Annotated in this window: 14 protein-coding genes and 1 pseudogene; all 15 read right to left on the bottom strand. The window is 33.9% G+C overall.

Annotated elements, in window-relative coordinates:
• Window positions 1–171: 171 nt before the first annotated feature.
• A complete protein-coding gene (locus tag CEF14_RS02570; protein WP_102691406.1) occupies window positions 172–594 on the bottom strand; it encodes a hypothetical protein in 423 nt (140 codons plus the stop codon).
• A gap of 294 nt (window positions 595–888) precedes the next feature.
• Window positions 889–1,245: a cupin domain-containing protein gene (locus CEF14_RS02565; RefSeq protein WP_102691405.1), complete on the bottom strand. Its 357-nt coding sequence runs from the start codon at window positions 1,243–1,245 to the stop codon at window positions 889–891.
• A gap of 289 nt (window positions 1,246–1,534) precedes the next feature.
• Entirely contained in the window at window positions 1,535–1,966 is a 432-nt protein-coding gene (locus CEF14_RS02560; RefSeq protein ID WP_102691404.1) for a hypothetical protein, read from the bottom strand.
• A gap of 164 nt (window positions 1,967–2,130) precedes the next feature.
• A pseudogene (locus tag CEF14_RS19175) lies at window positions 2,131–2,229 on the bottom strand (DUF6262 family protein); the annotation flags it as partial.
• A gap of 288 nt (window positions 2,230–2,517) precedes the next feature.
• Window positions 2,518–4,137, bottom strand: coding sequence for a zinc-ribbon domain-containing protein (locus CEF14_RS02550; RefSeq protein ID WP_102691403.1), 1,620 nt, complete (start codon window positions 4,135–4,137; stop codon window positions 2,518–2,520).
• 754 nt (window positions 4,138–4,891) lie between these two features.
• Window positions 4,892–5,869 (bottom strand): tyrosine-type recombinase/integrase, encoded by a 978-nt coding sequence (locus tag CEF14_RS02545; protein WP_102691402.1) that lies wholly within the window; start codon window positions 5,867–5,869, stop codon window positions 4,892–4,894.
• 182 nt (window positions 5,870–6,051) lie between these two features.
• Entirely contained in the window at window positions 6,052–6,843 is a 792-nt protein-coding gene (gene spo0A, locus CEF14_RS02540) for a sporulation transcription factor Spo0A (RefSeq protein WP_102691401.1), read from the bottom strand.
• Between the two features lie 299 nt (window positions 6,844–7,142).
• A complete protein-coding gene (locus CEF14_RS02535; protein WP_102691400.1) occupies window positions 7,143–8,105 on the bottom strand; it encodes a SpoIVB peptidase S55 domain-containing protein in 963 nt (320 codons plus the stop codon).
• Window positions 8,106–8,235: 130 nt separating this feature from the next.
• A complete protein-coding gene (gene recN / locus CEF14_RS02530; protein ID WP_102691399.1) occupies window positions 8,236–9,933 on the bottom strand; it encodes a DNA repair protein RecN in 1,698 nt (565 codons plus the stop codon).
• Window positions 9,934–9,959: 26 nt separating this feature from the next.
• A complete protein-coding gene (gene ahrC, locus CEF14_RS02525; RefSeq protein WP_102691398.1) occupies window positions 9,960–10,409 on the bottom strand; it encodes a transcriptional regulator AhrC/ArgR in 450 nt (149 codons plus the stop codon).
• Window positions 10,410–10,511: 102 nt separating this feature from the next.
• Complete coding sequence (locus CEF14_RS02520; protein WP_102691397.1) at window positions 10,512–11,333, bottom strand: TlyA family RNA methyltransferase; 822 nt, start codon at window positions 11,331–11,333, stop codon at window positions 10,512–10,514.
• Entirely contained in the window at window positions 11,333–13,240 is a 1,908-nt protein-coding gene (gene dxs / locus CEF14_RS02515) for a 1-deoxy-D-xylulose-5-phosphate synthase (RefSeq protein WP_102691396.1), read from the bottom strand. Before dxs ends, CEF14_RS02520 begins: the two co-directional genes overlap by 1 nt.
• 92 nt (window positions 13,241–13,332) lie before the next feature.
• Window positions 13,333–14,217: a polyprenyl synthetase family protein gene (locus CEF14_RS02510; RefSeq protein WP_102691395.1), complete on the bottom strand. Its 885-nt coding sequence runs from the start codon at window positions 14,215–14,217 to the stop codon at window positions 13,333–13,335.
• Window positions 14,214–14,456, bottom strand: a complete 243-nt coding sequence (locus CEF14_RS02505) for an exodeoxyribonuclease VII small subunit (RefSeq protein WP_102691394.1) — start codon at window positions 14,454–14,456, stop codon at window positions 14,214–14,216. Before CEF14_RS02505 ends, CEF14_RS02510 begins: the two co-directional genes overlap by 4 nt.
• Before the next feature lie 3 nt (window positions 14,457–14,459).
• A complete protein-coding gene (xseA, locus tag CEF14_RS02500; protein ID WP_102691393.1) occupies window positions 14,460–15,815 on the bottom strand; it encodes an exodeoxyribonuclease VII large subunit in 1,356 nt (451 codons plus the stop codon).
• Window positions 15,816–15,834 lie beyond the last annotated feature (19 nt).

Here is a 15,834-nt window from a genome sequence, read left to right as displayed (position 1 = left end):
CACAAATATATCATACTTTACAGTCGAAGTAATTAATGCTAACATTTACCTTATTTCACTTAATTTGTTTACCATAATACTGGTTCTCAAAGGGTGTCCATTTTATTTTTGTGCATAAAAAAGAGCTAACTGTTTATAGTTAACTCTAATGTATGGTTCTGCTGCTTATATTTAAACTTCTTCTTGGTACAAATCACGTTTAATAGGTGTCAATTGAAGTACTTTTTGAAATGATTTTAAATCTTCTACAGAGGCGAAAAGTTCATCTAAACTTTCATAATCCATTGACCATTCTGTAGCTTTTAAACGTTTTACTTCTTTAGTATATTCAAATAAAAATTCACAATGTAATTGTTCCATTCCTTCATACTCATCATCTTCATACTTTGTAAATTGGCGGACAAAATCAAAGTGTAGCATTTTCTCTCCTGTAAATTTAAAAATGCCACATTCAAATAAGATTTCTTTTTCTTCTTCTCCCTGAATATCTTCTCTACAAAATTCTTTGAATTTCTCCCAAATCGTAGCTACCGTATCATTTTCAAAATCCAGTTTCCTTTCTAAACAAGCTTTAGCATTTTTAACTGTAATCATATTATAGTTCTCTCTTTCAGCGTGATAACTTATTATATATCACAATATAAACTAAAAACCTTCCCAAACCTGTATTAATAGAGTGTAGAACTGTTAAAAAACCTTATCCACAATTTGTAGTGAGGGTGATTGTTGAAAAGTATCTTTTATTAAGACAACCGTTAGTTGAAGAAAAATGACGCTTCATCAACTATCGCGCCCGTTTGTTGAATTAAAATCTCCCGTTAATATTGCAATTATATATTTTTTATCATGGTTACTTTTTGCTTTGATACCAAGCAATTTGAACAAATTCTATTTCTTTAATGGCATGAATAACGAGGGATTTAATTCTTCGCTTTCAATGACAATAGCAGTCAATCCTAAATCGGATTTTGTTTCATGCCATTCATGTTTTTCCCAAAATACTGCATCTCCTGATTTAACTTTAAAGTATTCGTCTTTTTCACTACGGACATAACCTTCGCCATTTAAGATTAATAATAGTTGAGGTACTACTGCTTGATGGTAGCCAACAATGCCTTTTTTGTCTAAGTGCATACACCCTATGTTAACAGACTTATCTATTTGGATAATACGGGACATAACAAAGTCTGAATTGAAATTAGAAATCATCTTACCACTATCTTTACTAAATTTATAAAACTCCATTTTGTACCTCCTAGGGCTTAGAATTTATACCTACTTATTCAAGAATCTTATACGAAAATCCTTTACTATTATCGAAATAACCTGCTCATTTAGTTGAATAAAAAAAGAGCCGTCTGAACAGCTCAAAGATCTTCTACTAAGCACCAGTTTAGTTGTAGAAGAAATTAGACAATTATTCCACAATCGTGCCCTTTAATTTAATAACTAAAATCTAACCTCACTCATAATATCACTTACTGCTTCTTCAACTAACGCACCCGTTAGTTCAACAACAACTAATCTAACATTTCTACTTTTTTACATCTGTTTCTATAATAATTTCGATTTCAGCGTCCTTATTCAATAACGACATAGATTTAGCCTTTTCAATAATTTTTAAATAATGTTCCTTAACTTCTTCTGTATTTATCGATTTATTGGGCAATACATCTATATAAATTATACTTTTAGGGAAATTATTAGTATCCAACTGAATTTCTGAAACTTGTGTTTCAGGATTGGAATTGTTTTCTTTAATAAAAGACGCTAATTTTAAATTAGTTTCCTTAAACTCATTCAGGGCTTCTTCCGTTACAGATTTACCTCCAACATTAAAAACTTCATCTATATTGTTATTTTTACTTTTTACCTCTTCATCATTATTTTGATAATTTATGAACTGTATAACACATACTAATGTAAAACAAATTAAGACAACCCATAGAACAATATTTTTTTTCATTAGAACAACACCTCCTAATAAAAGGTATGTTCTTTTTTGCTTCTTATTCCATTAACCCCCGTTAGTTTAAGTGAATTCCTTCGCAATCTTCACTATATAATTTAACATGTTATTCAACAATCTGGCCCTATAATTGAAGAATGAGAGCAAGGTACTCCTATTGACTATAACTTTTTATTAACATCTGCATAAGCGACGTTCAGCTGATCTCTGAGTTGCTTGTTTTCTTCCTCCAATTTTTTGTTCTTCCTTTTTAGAGTGCTCTAAATCACCCCATATCCAAGAACAACTTGGTCATTATAAATATTAGGGAATCCTTAAATACTTTTTTCATATATAGATACCTCAAAAATAAAAAGCGAGTGACCTATTTAGTAACCTAAAAAGTACATTTGGTTATCAATGGTCACTCGCAACAATGTTATAAATTCATAAGCCTTTGCTACTTCTAATATTAAATAGCAGCTTCAAGTTCCATTACAATCATGGATTAAAACAGTCCTCAATATCTTTCCCATCAGATTTGAACCTAATTAGCCTATAAGGGGATATTATTCATCTTTTAGCATTTTTTCGTAATCGTCTAGATACATCCACTTATAGCCACCAGAAGAGTTTGATTTGCCAAGACATGCATTAGCTATTGCTCCTACTGATTTTATATTATTATTCTTTGCTGCTTTTTTAATAGAACTATATTTCTCTATTAGTTCTAAATTGTTATTTAATTTAACTACTGCTTTGGAGTTTGGATGATCTTTATCTAACGGATAAGGTGGTATTCCTGTAGATACAAACTTTTCATAATCGTTTAAATACATCCACTTGCATTCGCCTGTTTTATTTCGTTGTCCCTTACATACCTTTGAAATATTTCCAGTAGTAATTGTTAAGCCAGATTTTTTTACAGCATCTGAAATTGACATCCAAACTTTTATTAAAACATTATCAGGACTTAATTGTACTACTTTTCTTTTTTGGTCATTGTAATCTATAAAATCATCACATTTTCCTAAACTACTCCAAAACTCAAGGTATCTCCAAACTGTTCTTTTGTGTATATTTAATTTATTTGCAATTAAAACAACATCTTTTAATCCATCATTCCATAGTTCATAAGCAATCTTACTTAAAGATTTTTGAGAATCAGTAAATATTTTAATCCAATCCACATTATTTAAATCTAGAAATAAGGATAGTTTACTATTTAAAATGTTAGTTTTTATATAATCAAATTCAGATAATCTAGTATCAATTACAATGTAATTTTCTATATCATTTCCTTTAGCTAATTTCTCTTTTAATTTATCATTCGCAATTTCTTCATCTAAACTACGACCACCTATACTTTTAAATCCTCTTTCTGAATGCTGCCCTCCATGTGTTTCAATAATTAAGTTGATTAAGGGGATATAAAAATCGTATCTTTTAGTATTTGACCATTTAAAAGACACATCGTGATTAAAATCGATATTTAATTGCATTAATAGGTTATACATTATTCTTTCAGGAATACTAAATCCATCTGAGCACTTAGGGCATTTAATACCATAATAATTGATATCTGCAATTTTCTTATTTCTAATAATTGATTCACATTCAGAACACTTCCAATTTACTTTTCTACCACTGGTTTGACTATATTTATAACCATCTTCAGGATTTAAAAGAAGAGAGGATAATTTTGGATTTGTTGTCCACATATCATTGAAACCTTTTAGAATTATTTTATTATCACATATAGGGCAACCATTGCCATTACTTCTACCATCTATTCTTGCATCCCATTCATGCCCACAACTGCCTAGCCACCATACTTTTTCACTTTTTTTACTGGTAACATCTTTAGGAGTCAATTTACCATTAAGAGTTGGGTGCCATTCAGAAGCTAGTTCAGGGTTTAATGAAGCTAAAGAGTTAGTTTCATTTATTCTTGATCCACTACAATAAGGACAATTTTGACCTTTTATTCTGTCACTTATTTTTTTATTATATTTACTAACACATTCATTACAATTCCACCATACAACTTTATGGCTACCTTTAGTCATCTTATAAATATCAAAACCTAATTTATTATTCTCTTCAAAATCCCATTCATCAAACAATTCAGGTCTTATTTTAAGCATTGCATTGTCTTTCAATTTAATTGCTGGATCAAATTTACACATTATGAATTCCCCTATCTAATTCTCAGTATTACCTATTAGTTCAATATAAATTTAATAATTGTTGATATTTATAGTTTAATTTTAGGGCTATATGAACTTGTTCTCTTTTTTGAACTTTGGCATAAAGCTGAATAGTAACGGTAGGCTTGATGCATAGCTTGTCTGCCTAGTTTCTTAAAATCTAAAAAATAGACTTATAGAAATAAAGACAGACAACTACATTCATAAAGCGTCACAGTGTACGTTTAGTATTATGCACCCCACAAGTCGCAAGTTTTCCAACTTAACAAGCTTACTACCTACTTCTGCCCCGATAGTTCGTATATGTCTTATATAAGCGATCATGCGTGTATAAGTTAATAGCTATCCTTCTTTTGAGGAACTCGCTAACCATATAGTCAATAGCTTGTTCTACAGCATCCGTAGATACTCAGACCTTCCACTCCTGTCCATTAAGGGTTGACAAGCACCCGAATGATACAAAATGCCTGTGGGGTGGCATGAAATAATCGTATCAAGCCCTGTTTTTGCGTCAGTACAGAAAACTTATCAAGGTTTGTTTTGTTAAGGGTATAAATAGGCATTCCACCCTTATGAACACTAAAAAAAGGTATACTTAATAAACCTTGCAATATCGATTTTTTTTCGATAAAATAAGGATAATATTAGTGTTCAATTTTGTTGTATGTGGTGTATAGCTGATTGAACTCTCTCTTAAGGATTAGCGGTGGTACGCTAGTCCTTTTTATTTTCTTTAAAGTTTTAAATTATTAATTGGCGAATGTCTCTGATATTTCTTTCCAATTTCAGCGTCTGTAAAATCCAGATAGGCTTTCTGTGTTACTTCAACAGAAGAATGGCCTAAAATTCTACTCAATGTAGCAAAATCCCCATTACCTTCAATGAGATAGTATTTACTAAAATTATTCCTCAATAAATGAGGATGTACTTCTAATCCAACGTTTTTAGCTACCCGTCTTACAGATCTTTCAAAGTTAGTAACATCTAATTTCGTTCCACGTACAGTTGGAAATAGAAATTCACTGTCGGAAAATCTATCCCTATACTTCATCCAACTTCTCAAATCAGCTGCCATTTTATGCCCGAAAAATACATACCTTTCATGACCATTTTTAGGCTTCCTAATTAAAATGGATTTACTTCTAAAGTCAACATCTTCTGGTATTAATGAACATGTTTCATTTGCTCTCATTCCAGAATCCAAAATCAATCGACACATTAACCATGTTCTGTATTCATGAAATTTTGTTAGATTAAAAGAATGGAAGAATATTTTTAATTCTTCAGGTGTTAATAATTTCTTTTGTTTACGTTTCGGTTTCACTTTTTCGATTGTATCCATTGGATTATCTGTTATTTCTCTCTCACTTTTTAAAAAGTTAAAGAACACTTTTATATTTCGTTGATAATTGGCAATTGTTGTACTAGAAATTTCATTTTTATAATCAGAACGTTGGCCAGGGTTATTATTGCTCCATCTCTCGTTTGCAGTTGTAACCGTGTATTTTCCTCTTTCTCGTAAATACCTAATGTATAGTCTAATGTGTGATGATTTCACTTTTGCAGCATCTGTAATTCCTAGTTCGTTTCTTAAATAATATTGAAAAAGTTTTAATGTTTGATCATAACTTTTCATTGTTTTTTTAGATAATTGTTTAGAATCACAATGCAACATAAAAGAATCTAATTGTAAATCAAATTCTGAGCGCATAAAAAAATACACCTCCAAGTTAAAAGATTGTGTTTTACACAATAAACTTATCAGTGCATAATTTATTAGACTATTTTAAGTTATTTATTGGTCAGAAAAGTGATTTATTGGTTATGAGTTCAGCAAACTAAAATTATGAATAATCACTTTAAAACGCCGTCATATCAAGTCTTCTTCCTCTTTTAAACCGCTACCATCTCAATACGAATCTTATCAGCAATCATGGCGATGAACTCCGAATTTGTTGGTTTTGATTTTAGATGATGGACTGTGTAGCCAAACATTTTCGAGATAGATTCATAGTTTCCACGGTTCCATGCGACTTCGATGGCATGGCGAATCGCACGTTCCACTCTAGAAGGCGTTGTATCGAATTTTTTCGCAATGTCAGGGTATAACACCTTTGTGATCGAACCAAGCAGTTCTACGTCAAGATAGACCATTTGGATGGCTTCGCGAAGGTATGCATAACCTTTGATGTGAGCTGGTACGCCAATTTCTTTAATAATTGCAGTAATTGTGGCATCAAGTTGACGTTGATCTAATTTCTGTGGTTTAGAACCTTGTAAAATGCTGACGCGTTTTTGTTTTTCTACTCGTTTACCTGCACATTGTAATATTTTCGCTGCTAATCGGTCAAATTCAAATGGCTTTAACATGAAATAGGAAGCGCCTAGTTCAACTGCTTGTTTCATCACATCTTCTTGACCAAATGCAGTTAACATGATTACTTGAATGTTGTTATATTCTGGATTTTCATGCATAGTCTCAAGAACTGCTAATCCATCCAAATGTGGCATAATAATATCTAATAAAAGAACATCTGGAATTTGTTCTTCCAGCATTTTCAAACATTGTTTGCCATTTGTTGCAGTACTAATCACTTCAATGTCAGATTGATTGGAAAGGTATTCCTCCATCATTTTCACAAGTTCACTATTATCATCCACAATTGCAACTTTTACTTTCTCCATCAAATTTCCTCCTTAGTACTTATTAAATTTTAGATCAAAATCTGAGTATACTCTGAATGTAGACACGCTTTTGATACAAAATGGTTAATTCGACAACTTCACAGTTAGCCCTTCATAATTTAAAAAAATGAGTAAGTTGAAATAGATATTTTATCAATTTCGACAAGATTATGTATATTTTATTCCTTATGAAATATTATCTACATTGTAACAAATAATTATTAGAAAAAATATGCTTTTTATGTTTTCACTAATTAGATAAAAAATCCACCCATTTAGAGGGTGGATTTGAATTTTGTTTACGCAGGTTGGTTTTGGAGCATTTCTGTTATCGGTAACGCAGCTCCTTTTTCAGGACTTTCAATAAACATATGAGTTACTGCACCTGCGAAGTGCCCGTTTTGTATGATAGGACTACCACTCATTCCTTGCAAAATGCCGCCTGTTTTTTCTTTTAATACTGGGTCAGTTATTTCAATTTGGAAGTTTTTCTCATTTACTTTCGTAATATTAATATCAAATGACTCCACTTTTTTTCCTGAAATGGTCGTCAATAGTTTTGCAGGTCCTTTTTTTATCTCGGATGGTTGCATAATTTCAATTGCTTTTGGAAAAGCTGGTTGTAAAGGTTTTTGCCATTTTCCAAATATTCCATAAGCACTATTTGACACAATGCTTCCGATTTGGCCTTTATCATTTTCCACTGCAGAGATTTTGTAACCTGGCTCACCAGGGATACTTTTCTTAATATGCTCAATTCTTGCATAAAAAATAGCGCCTTGATTAAATTGAGGTGGTTTTTGTAAAATCTGATCGATGATTTGATGTCCTAACGCACCGTATTGCTTTGTATCAGGATCTAAGAAAGTGAGTGTACCGATTCCATCTGTTTCATCGCGAAGAAAATTCATAACGGATGTCATTTCTTCTCTTTTCACGTCCACTTTTTTAGTTTTTTCATCTCTGTTAATGGTTAATTTGATGGAATCTTTGCTTTTTGATGTCTTTATGATTTCATGAATGTTTTCAAGCTTTTTTACAGAAGTACCGTTGACCATTTCAACAATATCTCCTCTTTTAAGCCAACTTCCATTTTGTAATAACACATCATTTGAAACAGTAATGTCTGATAATTGCAATTCAACCCCAATCGAGTCACCCATTGGGATCACCTTTTTGGCTGCACTTGCAATTGTTGTCCAGGATCCAAAAACGACAAGTAAAATAAATAAGCTCAGAAAAGAGCGCTTCGCACTTTGCATATGTCACCTCCTTTTCATTTATCATGGCTTCTATTTGAATAGTTATGAAAGGTAAATATTTGTCTACACTTTGAATGTATAAAAAAACATCTCACAAAAATTTGTAAGATGTCTTTAAATTTAGATGATGTTAAACCATTGCCTTTTTCCGTTCATCTGCAATTTCGATCAATTCTTTTGCATGTCTGAATGTTAATTCTGTAACTTCAGCGCCCGACATAATACGACTGATTTCGTCGATGCGATCATTACCAAATATTTCAGTTAAAGAAGTAAATGTTCGATTTGTATCTTCTTGTTTTTGTATATGATAATGATGATCTGCCATTGCTGCAACTTGAGGTAAATGAGAAATACATAATACTTGAGAATGTATGGAGATTGCGGCAATTTTTTCTGCAATTGCTTGTGCAACTCTTCCACTTACGCCAGTATCCACTTCATCGAAAATGATAGATGTAATACCATTTGTTGTTGAGAAAATTGTTTTCAACGCAAGCATAACACGGGAAAGTTCCCCACCTGATGCAATTTTGGTAAGTGGTTTCGGTGGTTCACCAACATTGGTAGCAATATAAAATACAATTCTGTCCAAGCCATTATGGTCAAATTGCTCTTCTGGTAAAGCTTCAAAATGAACGCTAAATTCCGCTTTTTCCATATATAATTCGCGTAATTGTTGCATAATAGCATCAGATAGTTTGATGCCTACTTTTTTACGAACCGTAGTCAGTTCGTTTGCTGTAATTTGAAGTTTCTTTTGAAGTTCAATTAATTGCTGTTCATTTTTTTGAATATTTTCATCCCTATTTAATAAGGATTCCAATTCTTCACCAATTTTTGCGCGATATTCTAAAATATCTTTTAACGTAGGACCGTATTTGCGTTTCATTGACTGTATTAGTGCTAAACGATGTTCTACTTCGTTCAATCTTTCTGGATTGAATTCTAAATCATCGAGTATGTTTTTTATACCAAATGCTGCTTCTTGCAGATTATAAAAGGCGTTTGATACTGCATCCGAATACTCTTTAAAGCTCTCATCAACTGTTGCAACATCTTCTAAATCTTCCATTGCTCGTCCAATCCAATCAAGTCCTTTAGACTCTCCTAGAATGGCTTCATGAGCTGAGTTCGAACACTCAAAAATTTTGTTAAAATTCATTAACCGACGTCGTTCTTCCGTTAAATCTTCTTCCTCGTTGGGTTGAAATTTACATGCATCAATTTCTTTTATTTGAAATTGATAAAGGTCAATTTTTTGAGCAACTTGCTGTTCATTGACAGAGATTGCCGCAAGTTCTTTTTTTAATGTTTTGTATTCATCAAATTGCATCAAATATCGTTCTTTAATAGGCTCTAAGTCTGCTCCCGCAAATTGATCGAGCAGCGAGATATGATGCTTATCATCCATCAACTCTTGGCTTTCATGTTGTCCATGAATATCAATTAAAGTAGCTCCAATCTCACGAAGTAATGATAACGGAACAAGTTTTCCATTGACGCGACAAACACTTTTACCATTATCGTTTAAGTCACGACGTAGAATGATCATCCCTTCTTCAATATCAATTCCTGCCTCTGCACATTTGTTGTATGCTGGATGGCTATCCTGATTTAAAGTAAAGAGACCTTCTAACTCAGCCTTTTTTGCACCATGTCTAATAAATTCTTGAGAACCACGTCCACCTGCTAACAATTGAACAGCATCGATAATAATTGATTTCCCTGCACCAGTTTCCCCTGTTAATACAGTTAATCCTTCTTGGAAATCAACCGTTAGCTCCTCTATAATTGCAAAATTCTTGATAGATAGCTCTTTTAACAAGACTATATCACCCCGTCTTTATAAGCTTACAGCATTTCAAGTAATCGGTTTTTGATTACATCTCTTTCTGACTCTTCACGACAAATAATAAGGATAGTATCATCTCCACATATTGTTCCGAGAATCTCCTCCCAATCCAAATGATCGAGCAAAGAACCAATAGCATGCGCATTACCTGGTAAGGTTTTCATGACAAGCATATGACTTGTCCCATCTATTGATACAAAGGCATCTGCTAATGCACGATGTAGTTTTTGGATTGGATTGAAACGTTGATCTGCTGGTAAGCTATATTTATATCGACCATCTTGAAGTGGTACTTTAATAAGATGCAGTTCTTTAATATCACGCGAAATAGTAGCTTGTGTTACATGATATCCTGCCTCTTTTAACATATCGACTAAATCATCTTGTGTTTCTATTTCATTATTTGCAATCATGTCACGAATTCTTATATGTCGTTGGCTTTTATTCAATTGTTTTCACCTCTATGCATAATTATGCTCATTCATTTATAACGTAACATTTTTTCTTTCTTTTAACAAGAAAAAACACGGTCCGACAAAGCTAGGACCGCGTTACTTTAATTGTTGATGTGCTTCTTTCACTAAAGATGCAAAATCAGAGTAGGATTCAACTTCTTCTCCAGGTTTTGGATTGTAAAGATGGTATAGAAACTCAATATTCCCTTCCCCACCTGTTATTGGTGAATAGGATGCATCTTTTACAACAAAGCCAATAGATTCCGAAAAAGTTGCGATTTTTTCGAGTACTTCTAGATGCGTTTTCGGATCACGAACTACTCCTTTTTTTCCTACTTTTTCTTTCCCAGCTTCGAATTGCGGTTTTACAAGAGCTACCACATCCCCACCAGGTAACAAAAGTGTTTTTAATACTGGTAAGATCAACTCTAGAGAAATAAAGGAAACATCAATCGTAGCAAAATTCGGAAGTCCTTCTATTAGATCAGGGGCAGTCACATAACGGAAGTTTGTTTTTTCCATAACGGTTACTCGCTCATCTGAACGGATTTTCCATGCTAACTGATTGGAACCAACATCTAAAGCATAACAATGTTTTGCTCCATTCTGTAGGGCACAATCTGTAAATCCGCCTGTTGAAGAACCAATATCGAGCATTAATTTATCTTTTACATTAACATCAAATAATTTTAATGCTTTTTCTAATTTTAAACCGCCACGACTAACATATGGTAATTGTTGTCCTTTAATCGTCAATTCGCTATCGACGGGGATTTTTTCCCCCGCCTTATCAATGCGAACTTCTTTTGAGTACACTTGGCCAGCCATAATCGTACGTTTTGCTTTCTCTCTTGTTTCACATAAGCCTCGTTGAACTAATAATACATCAACGCGCTCTTTTGGTATTTTTGTTGTCATTATGCTTTTAAACCTGCTTGCTTTTTTGAATTTTTAGCTATTAATTCCTCTATAAGTACTACTGCTTCCTCATCAGTAATATGCAAATCACGTAGCAATAGATCTACACTACCATGTTCTACGAAGACATCTGGAATACCCATGCGATCGATTGTATCTGTTGAGTAACCATGATCGTTAGCAAATTCCAAAACAGCACTACCAAATCCACCTTCAAGCATTGCTTCTTCTATGGTTAAAATTGGTTTACCGCTTTGCATTAATCGGTGAAGCATATTCTCATCCATTGGCTTGATAAATCGTGCATTGATTATTTCAACTTTAATTCCTTTTGCTGCAAGAATATTCGCTGCATTTTGTGCTAAAGAAATAGTTGTACCAAATGTCAAGATTGCTGCATCTTTGCCTTCTCTTAATACTTCCCATGAACCAATAGGGATATCATGTAATTCAGAATCCATCGGTACGCCTAAACCATTACCACGAGGATAACGAAGTGCAATTGGGCCATCATTATAATCTAATGCTGTTTTCACCATATGTTGACCTTCATTTTCATCTTTTGGCATCATAATGACAATATTGGGCATATGTCTTAAGAATGCAATATCAAATACGCCTTGGTGAGTTTCTCCATCTGCCCCTACAAGTCCTGCGCGGTCAATTCCTATAAAGACATTTAGATTTTGACGACAAATATCATGTAACATTTGATCATATGCACGTTGTAAGAATGTAGAATAAATGGCTAAAAACGGTTTAATCCCTTCTGCTGCCATCCCAGCTGCCATCGTAGTGGCATGTTGTTCTGCAATCCCCACATCAAAGAAACGGTTTGGAAATTCCTTCGCAAAACCTTCTAATTTTGATCCTACAGGCATTGCTGGTGTTATTGTTACAACACGATCATCCACTCTAGCAATTTTAGTTACTGTATCCGCTATCAATTTTGACCAACCAGGTGCTGTTGTAGTTGACTTCACAAAGTCGCCTGTTTCAATCTTATAAGGGCCAGTACCGTGCCAAGTCCCAATCGTATCATTTTCAGCTGGTAAATAACCTTTACCTTTTTTAGTAATGACATGGACAATGACTGGTCCTTGCATTTTTTTGGCATTTTGTAATGTAGCTTCAAGCGTTTCTAAATTATGTCCATCAGTTGGGCCAAGGTATGTGAACCCTAATTCTTCAAAAAATACACCGGATACAAGTAAATACTTTAAACTATCTTTTACTCTTTCAGCTGTAGATGCTAATTTTCCACCTACTGCTGGTATTTTCTTCAATAAAACTTCTAAATCATCTTTTGCTTTGTTATATTGGTTCGCTGTGCGAAGGCGACCTAAAATATTATGCATTGCCCCTACATTTGGTGCAATTGACATTTCGTTGTCATTTAAAATAACAATCATATTCGTTTTTTCATGACCAATATGATTCAGTGCTTCTAGAGCCATTCCTCCAGTTAGAGCACCATCACCGATAATCGGAACGATATAGTTCTGTTCACCTTTTACATCACGTGCTGCTGCCATACCCATAGCTGCAGATAGAGATGTAGAACTATGCCCTGTTTCCCATACATCATGTTCACTTTCAATTCGTTTAGGGAAACCACATAATCCTTTATATTGACGGAGTGTATCAAATTCTGATGCACGACCAGTTAAAATTTTATGGACGTATGCTTGGTGTCCAACGTCAAAAAGAAGTTTATCTTTCGGACTATTAAAAGCACGATGAAGTGCAATAGTTAGCTCAACAACTCCTAGATTCGGGCCAATGTGACCACCTGTTTTTGAGCATTTTTCGATTAAAAATTTACGAATATCGTAGCTCAAGTCTCGAAGTTGTTTCGTATTTAAGTCTTTCAAAAAGGATGGACTAGATATACTGTTTAAATCCATCGCCATCACACACCTTTTCATTTTAGATTCATCGCACAATGTTTTTTACCATTATAGCAGTGTTAATCAATTGCACAAAATTAAATGGGCTGTTATTTGTTACGATGAACAATATATTCAGCAAATTCCTTCAATAAATTACTTTCAGATGGCAATTTTTCTAATGCTTCAATAGCTAACTGATAATGTGCATGAAGCTTTTCTTTTGCGCCATCTAATGTTAATAGTGCAGGGTAAGTGCTTTTATCGCTTGCAATATCTTTTCCCGCTGTTTTTCCTAATTGTTCTGTTGTACCCACTATATCGAGGATATCATCTTGGATTTGGAAGCATAGGCCAATATGATGTGCATATTCAACTAAAATAGCCTTTTCTGCCTCTGAGGCACCTGCTAAAATAGCGCCAGATTCAATACTAAATCGTAAAATCGCGCCGGTTTTATTGACATGGACTTTTTCAAGTTCTTCAAGTGTTAATTGTTTTGATTCACCTTCGATATCGAGGATTTGACCTCCTACCATACCTTCTGCACCGGCTGCAACGCTAAGTTTATCGATAAGTTCTAAACGTTTTTCTGCTTCAACTTGTTCCATGCGCGCTAAAATTCCAAATGCAATTGTATTAAGTGCATCACCTGCAAGTGTCGCAAATGCATCTCCGTATACTTTATGGTTCGTTAATTTTCCGCGACGATAATCATCATTATCCATACTTGGCAGGTCATCGTGAATTAATGAATAGGTATGAATCATTTCAATGACAGCACCGACAGTGTAAGCTGCATCATCTTTTACATTGAAATGATTCATAACAGCTAATACAAATAGCGGACGAACTCTTTTACCACCTGCATTTAAGGAGTAAAGCATTGCTTCTTTTAATATTTCTGGTGCTGTAATTTCTTCTACAAGTTCATTCATACGTTTTTCAACGACAGGAATGTTCTCTTTCATAAATGCTTTTAATTGTTGCGTCATTTACTTTTTTCCCCTTCTCCTGTTGGTTCAAACGGTTGCTCATTTCCATTTTCATCCATAACGGAAATTAGTTGCTCTTCAGCTTTTGTCAATTGTTCATGGCAAAACTGAGATAATTTCATCCCTTTTTTGTACAATTCAATCGCATCTTCTAACGGAACTTCACCTTGTTCAAGTTGATGCACTATTTCTTCAAGATCATTGATCGATGTAGCAAAGGATTGTTTTTTACTAGTCATCTTTTATACTCCTTTATCTTCCACTGTAATAGATGTTATGGTAGCAGTTGCTTTACCGTCATGTAGATGAAACTCTACTTCATCCTTTTCTTTAATATCTTGGATTGATTTCACTACTTGTCCATTGTGATAAGTAAGACTATACCCGCGTGTCATAATAGCTAGTGGATTTAAAGCTTCCAGCGTTCGAATAACGGAACGAAATTCATCTTTTCTTTGATTAATCAATCGTAATACTGCTATTCTTAATAACTTTTCATCATTCTCTACTCGCTTTTTTTCATAGCGAATTTGTTGAATCGGAGAACGAAGTTGTAAACGATGATCCAGTTGGTTAATAACAAGTTTTTGATTTTTTATATAGTTAATGATACTTTGATTTAATTGTTCGTCTATTCTCTCAATATGCTCTATAAAAGGTCGAAATAATCGATCTGGATAGGCTAGAGGATAAGATTTTCTTAAGCGCTCTAATTTTGCTCTCTCGTGCTTAATTCTTGCTTGAGTTAGCTGGAATAATTGAGTTTTTCTTGTCAGTAAGTATTTGATCAAATCCTCACTACTAGGCACAGCTCGCTTAGCAGCAGCTGTTGGTGTTGCAGCTCGTACATCTGCAACTAAATCTGCTATTGTTGTATCTGTTTCATGGCCAACACCACTAATGATTGGAAGTTCACTCTCAAATATTGCCCGGGCAACAATCTCTTCGTTAAATGCCCACAAATCCTCAATTGATCCCCCACCACGAGCAACAATTAATGTATCAATATCGGGTGAATTATTTGCCTGTTCAATCGCTTTTACGATACTTTTGGCTGCATGTTCACCTTGCACAAGTGCAGGAAATATAACAATGTCTGTTAACCTATAGTGCTGTTTAATGGTTGTACAGATATCTCGAATAGCAGCACCTGTAGTAGCTGTTACAACTGCAACCTTTCTTGGAAAAGTTGGAATTGGTTTCTTATATAAATCAGAAAAAAGTCCTTCTTTCTGAAGTTTTTCTTTCAACTGTTCAAAAGCTAAATATAAACTACCAAGTCCGTCTGGATCCATGGATTGTGCATATAGTTGGTATTGTCCGCCACCTTCATAGACATTGACATCACCTTTAATAAGCACTTTCATGCCACTTTCAGGCTTAAATTTCAACTGTTTTGCATGTGAAGCAAACATGACGGCCTTTATCTGCGTTTTTTCATCCTTTAATGTGAAATAGATATGACCAGAGCCTATATGATGTTTGACATTCGAGAGCTCTCCCTTCACGTAAACATTCCGCAAGTGAGGATCTACATCAAATTTCTTTTTAATATATTTTGTTAAAGCTTGGACTGTTAAATAAGGTGTGCTTGTCAAAACTTCAAACTCCTTATCT

The sequence above is a fragment of the Rummeliibacillus pycnus genome, from assembly GCF_002884495.1.
GTDB classification, from domain to species: Bacteria; Bacillota; Bacilli; order Bacillales_A; family Planococcaceae; genus Rummeliibacillus; species Rummeliibacillus pycnus.
The sequence above is the reverse complement of the archived record's forward strand: the minus strand, read 5'-3'. Positions and strand labels throughout refer to the sequence as shown.

What these genes read in the sequence shown, in the direction of transcription:
- CEF14_RS02570 (WP_102691406.1), bottom strand. Translation starts at nt 594, where the DNA reads ATGATTACAGTTAAAAATGCTAAAGCTTGTTTAGAAAGGAAACTGGAT.
- CEF14_RS02565 (WP_102691405.1), bottom strand. Translation starts at nt 1,245, where the DNA reads ATGGAGTTTTATAAATTTAGTAAAGATAGTGGTAAGATGATTTCTAAT.
- CEF14_RS02560 (WP_102691404.1), bottom strand. Translation starts at nt 1,966, where the DNA reads ATGAAAAAAAATATTGTTCTATGGGTTGTCTTAATTTGTTTTACATTA.
- CEF14_RS02550 (WP_102691403.1), bottom strand. Translation starts at nt 4,137, where the DNA reads ATGTGTAAATTTGATCCAGCAATTAAATTGAAAGACAATGCAATGCTT.
- CEF14_RS02545 (WP_102691402.1), bottom strand. Translation starts at nt 5,869, where the DNA reads ATGCGCTCAGAATTTGATTTACAATTAGATTCTTTTATGTTGCATTGT.
- spo0A (WP_102691401.1), bottom strand. Translation starts at nt 6,843, where the DNA reads ATGGAGAAAGTAAAAGTTGCAATTGTGGATGATAATAGTGAACTTGTG.
- CEF14_RS02535 (WP_102691400.1), bottom strand. Translation starts at nt 8,105, where the DNA reads ATGCAAAGTGCGAAGCGCTCTTTTCTGAGCTTATTTATTTTACTTGTC.
- CEF14_RS02520 (WP_102691397.1), bottom strand. Translation starts at nt 11,333, where the DNA reads ATGACAACAAAAATACCAAAAGAGCGCGTTGATGTATTATTAGTTCAA.
- dxs (WP_102691396.1), bottom strand. Translation starts at nt 13,240, where the DNA reads ATGGATTTAAACAGTATATCTAGTCCATCCTTTTTGAAAGACTTAAAT.
- CEF14_RS02510 (WP_102691395.1), bottom strand. Translation starts at nt 14,217, where the DNA reads ATGACGCAACAATTAAAAGCATTTATGAAAGAGAACATTCCTGTCGTT.
- CEF14_RS02505 (WP_102691394.1), bottom strand. Translation starts at nt 14,456, where the DNA reads ATGACTAGTAAAAAACAATCCTTTGCTACATCGATCAATGATCTTGAA.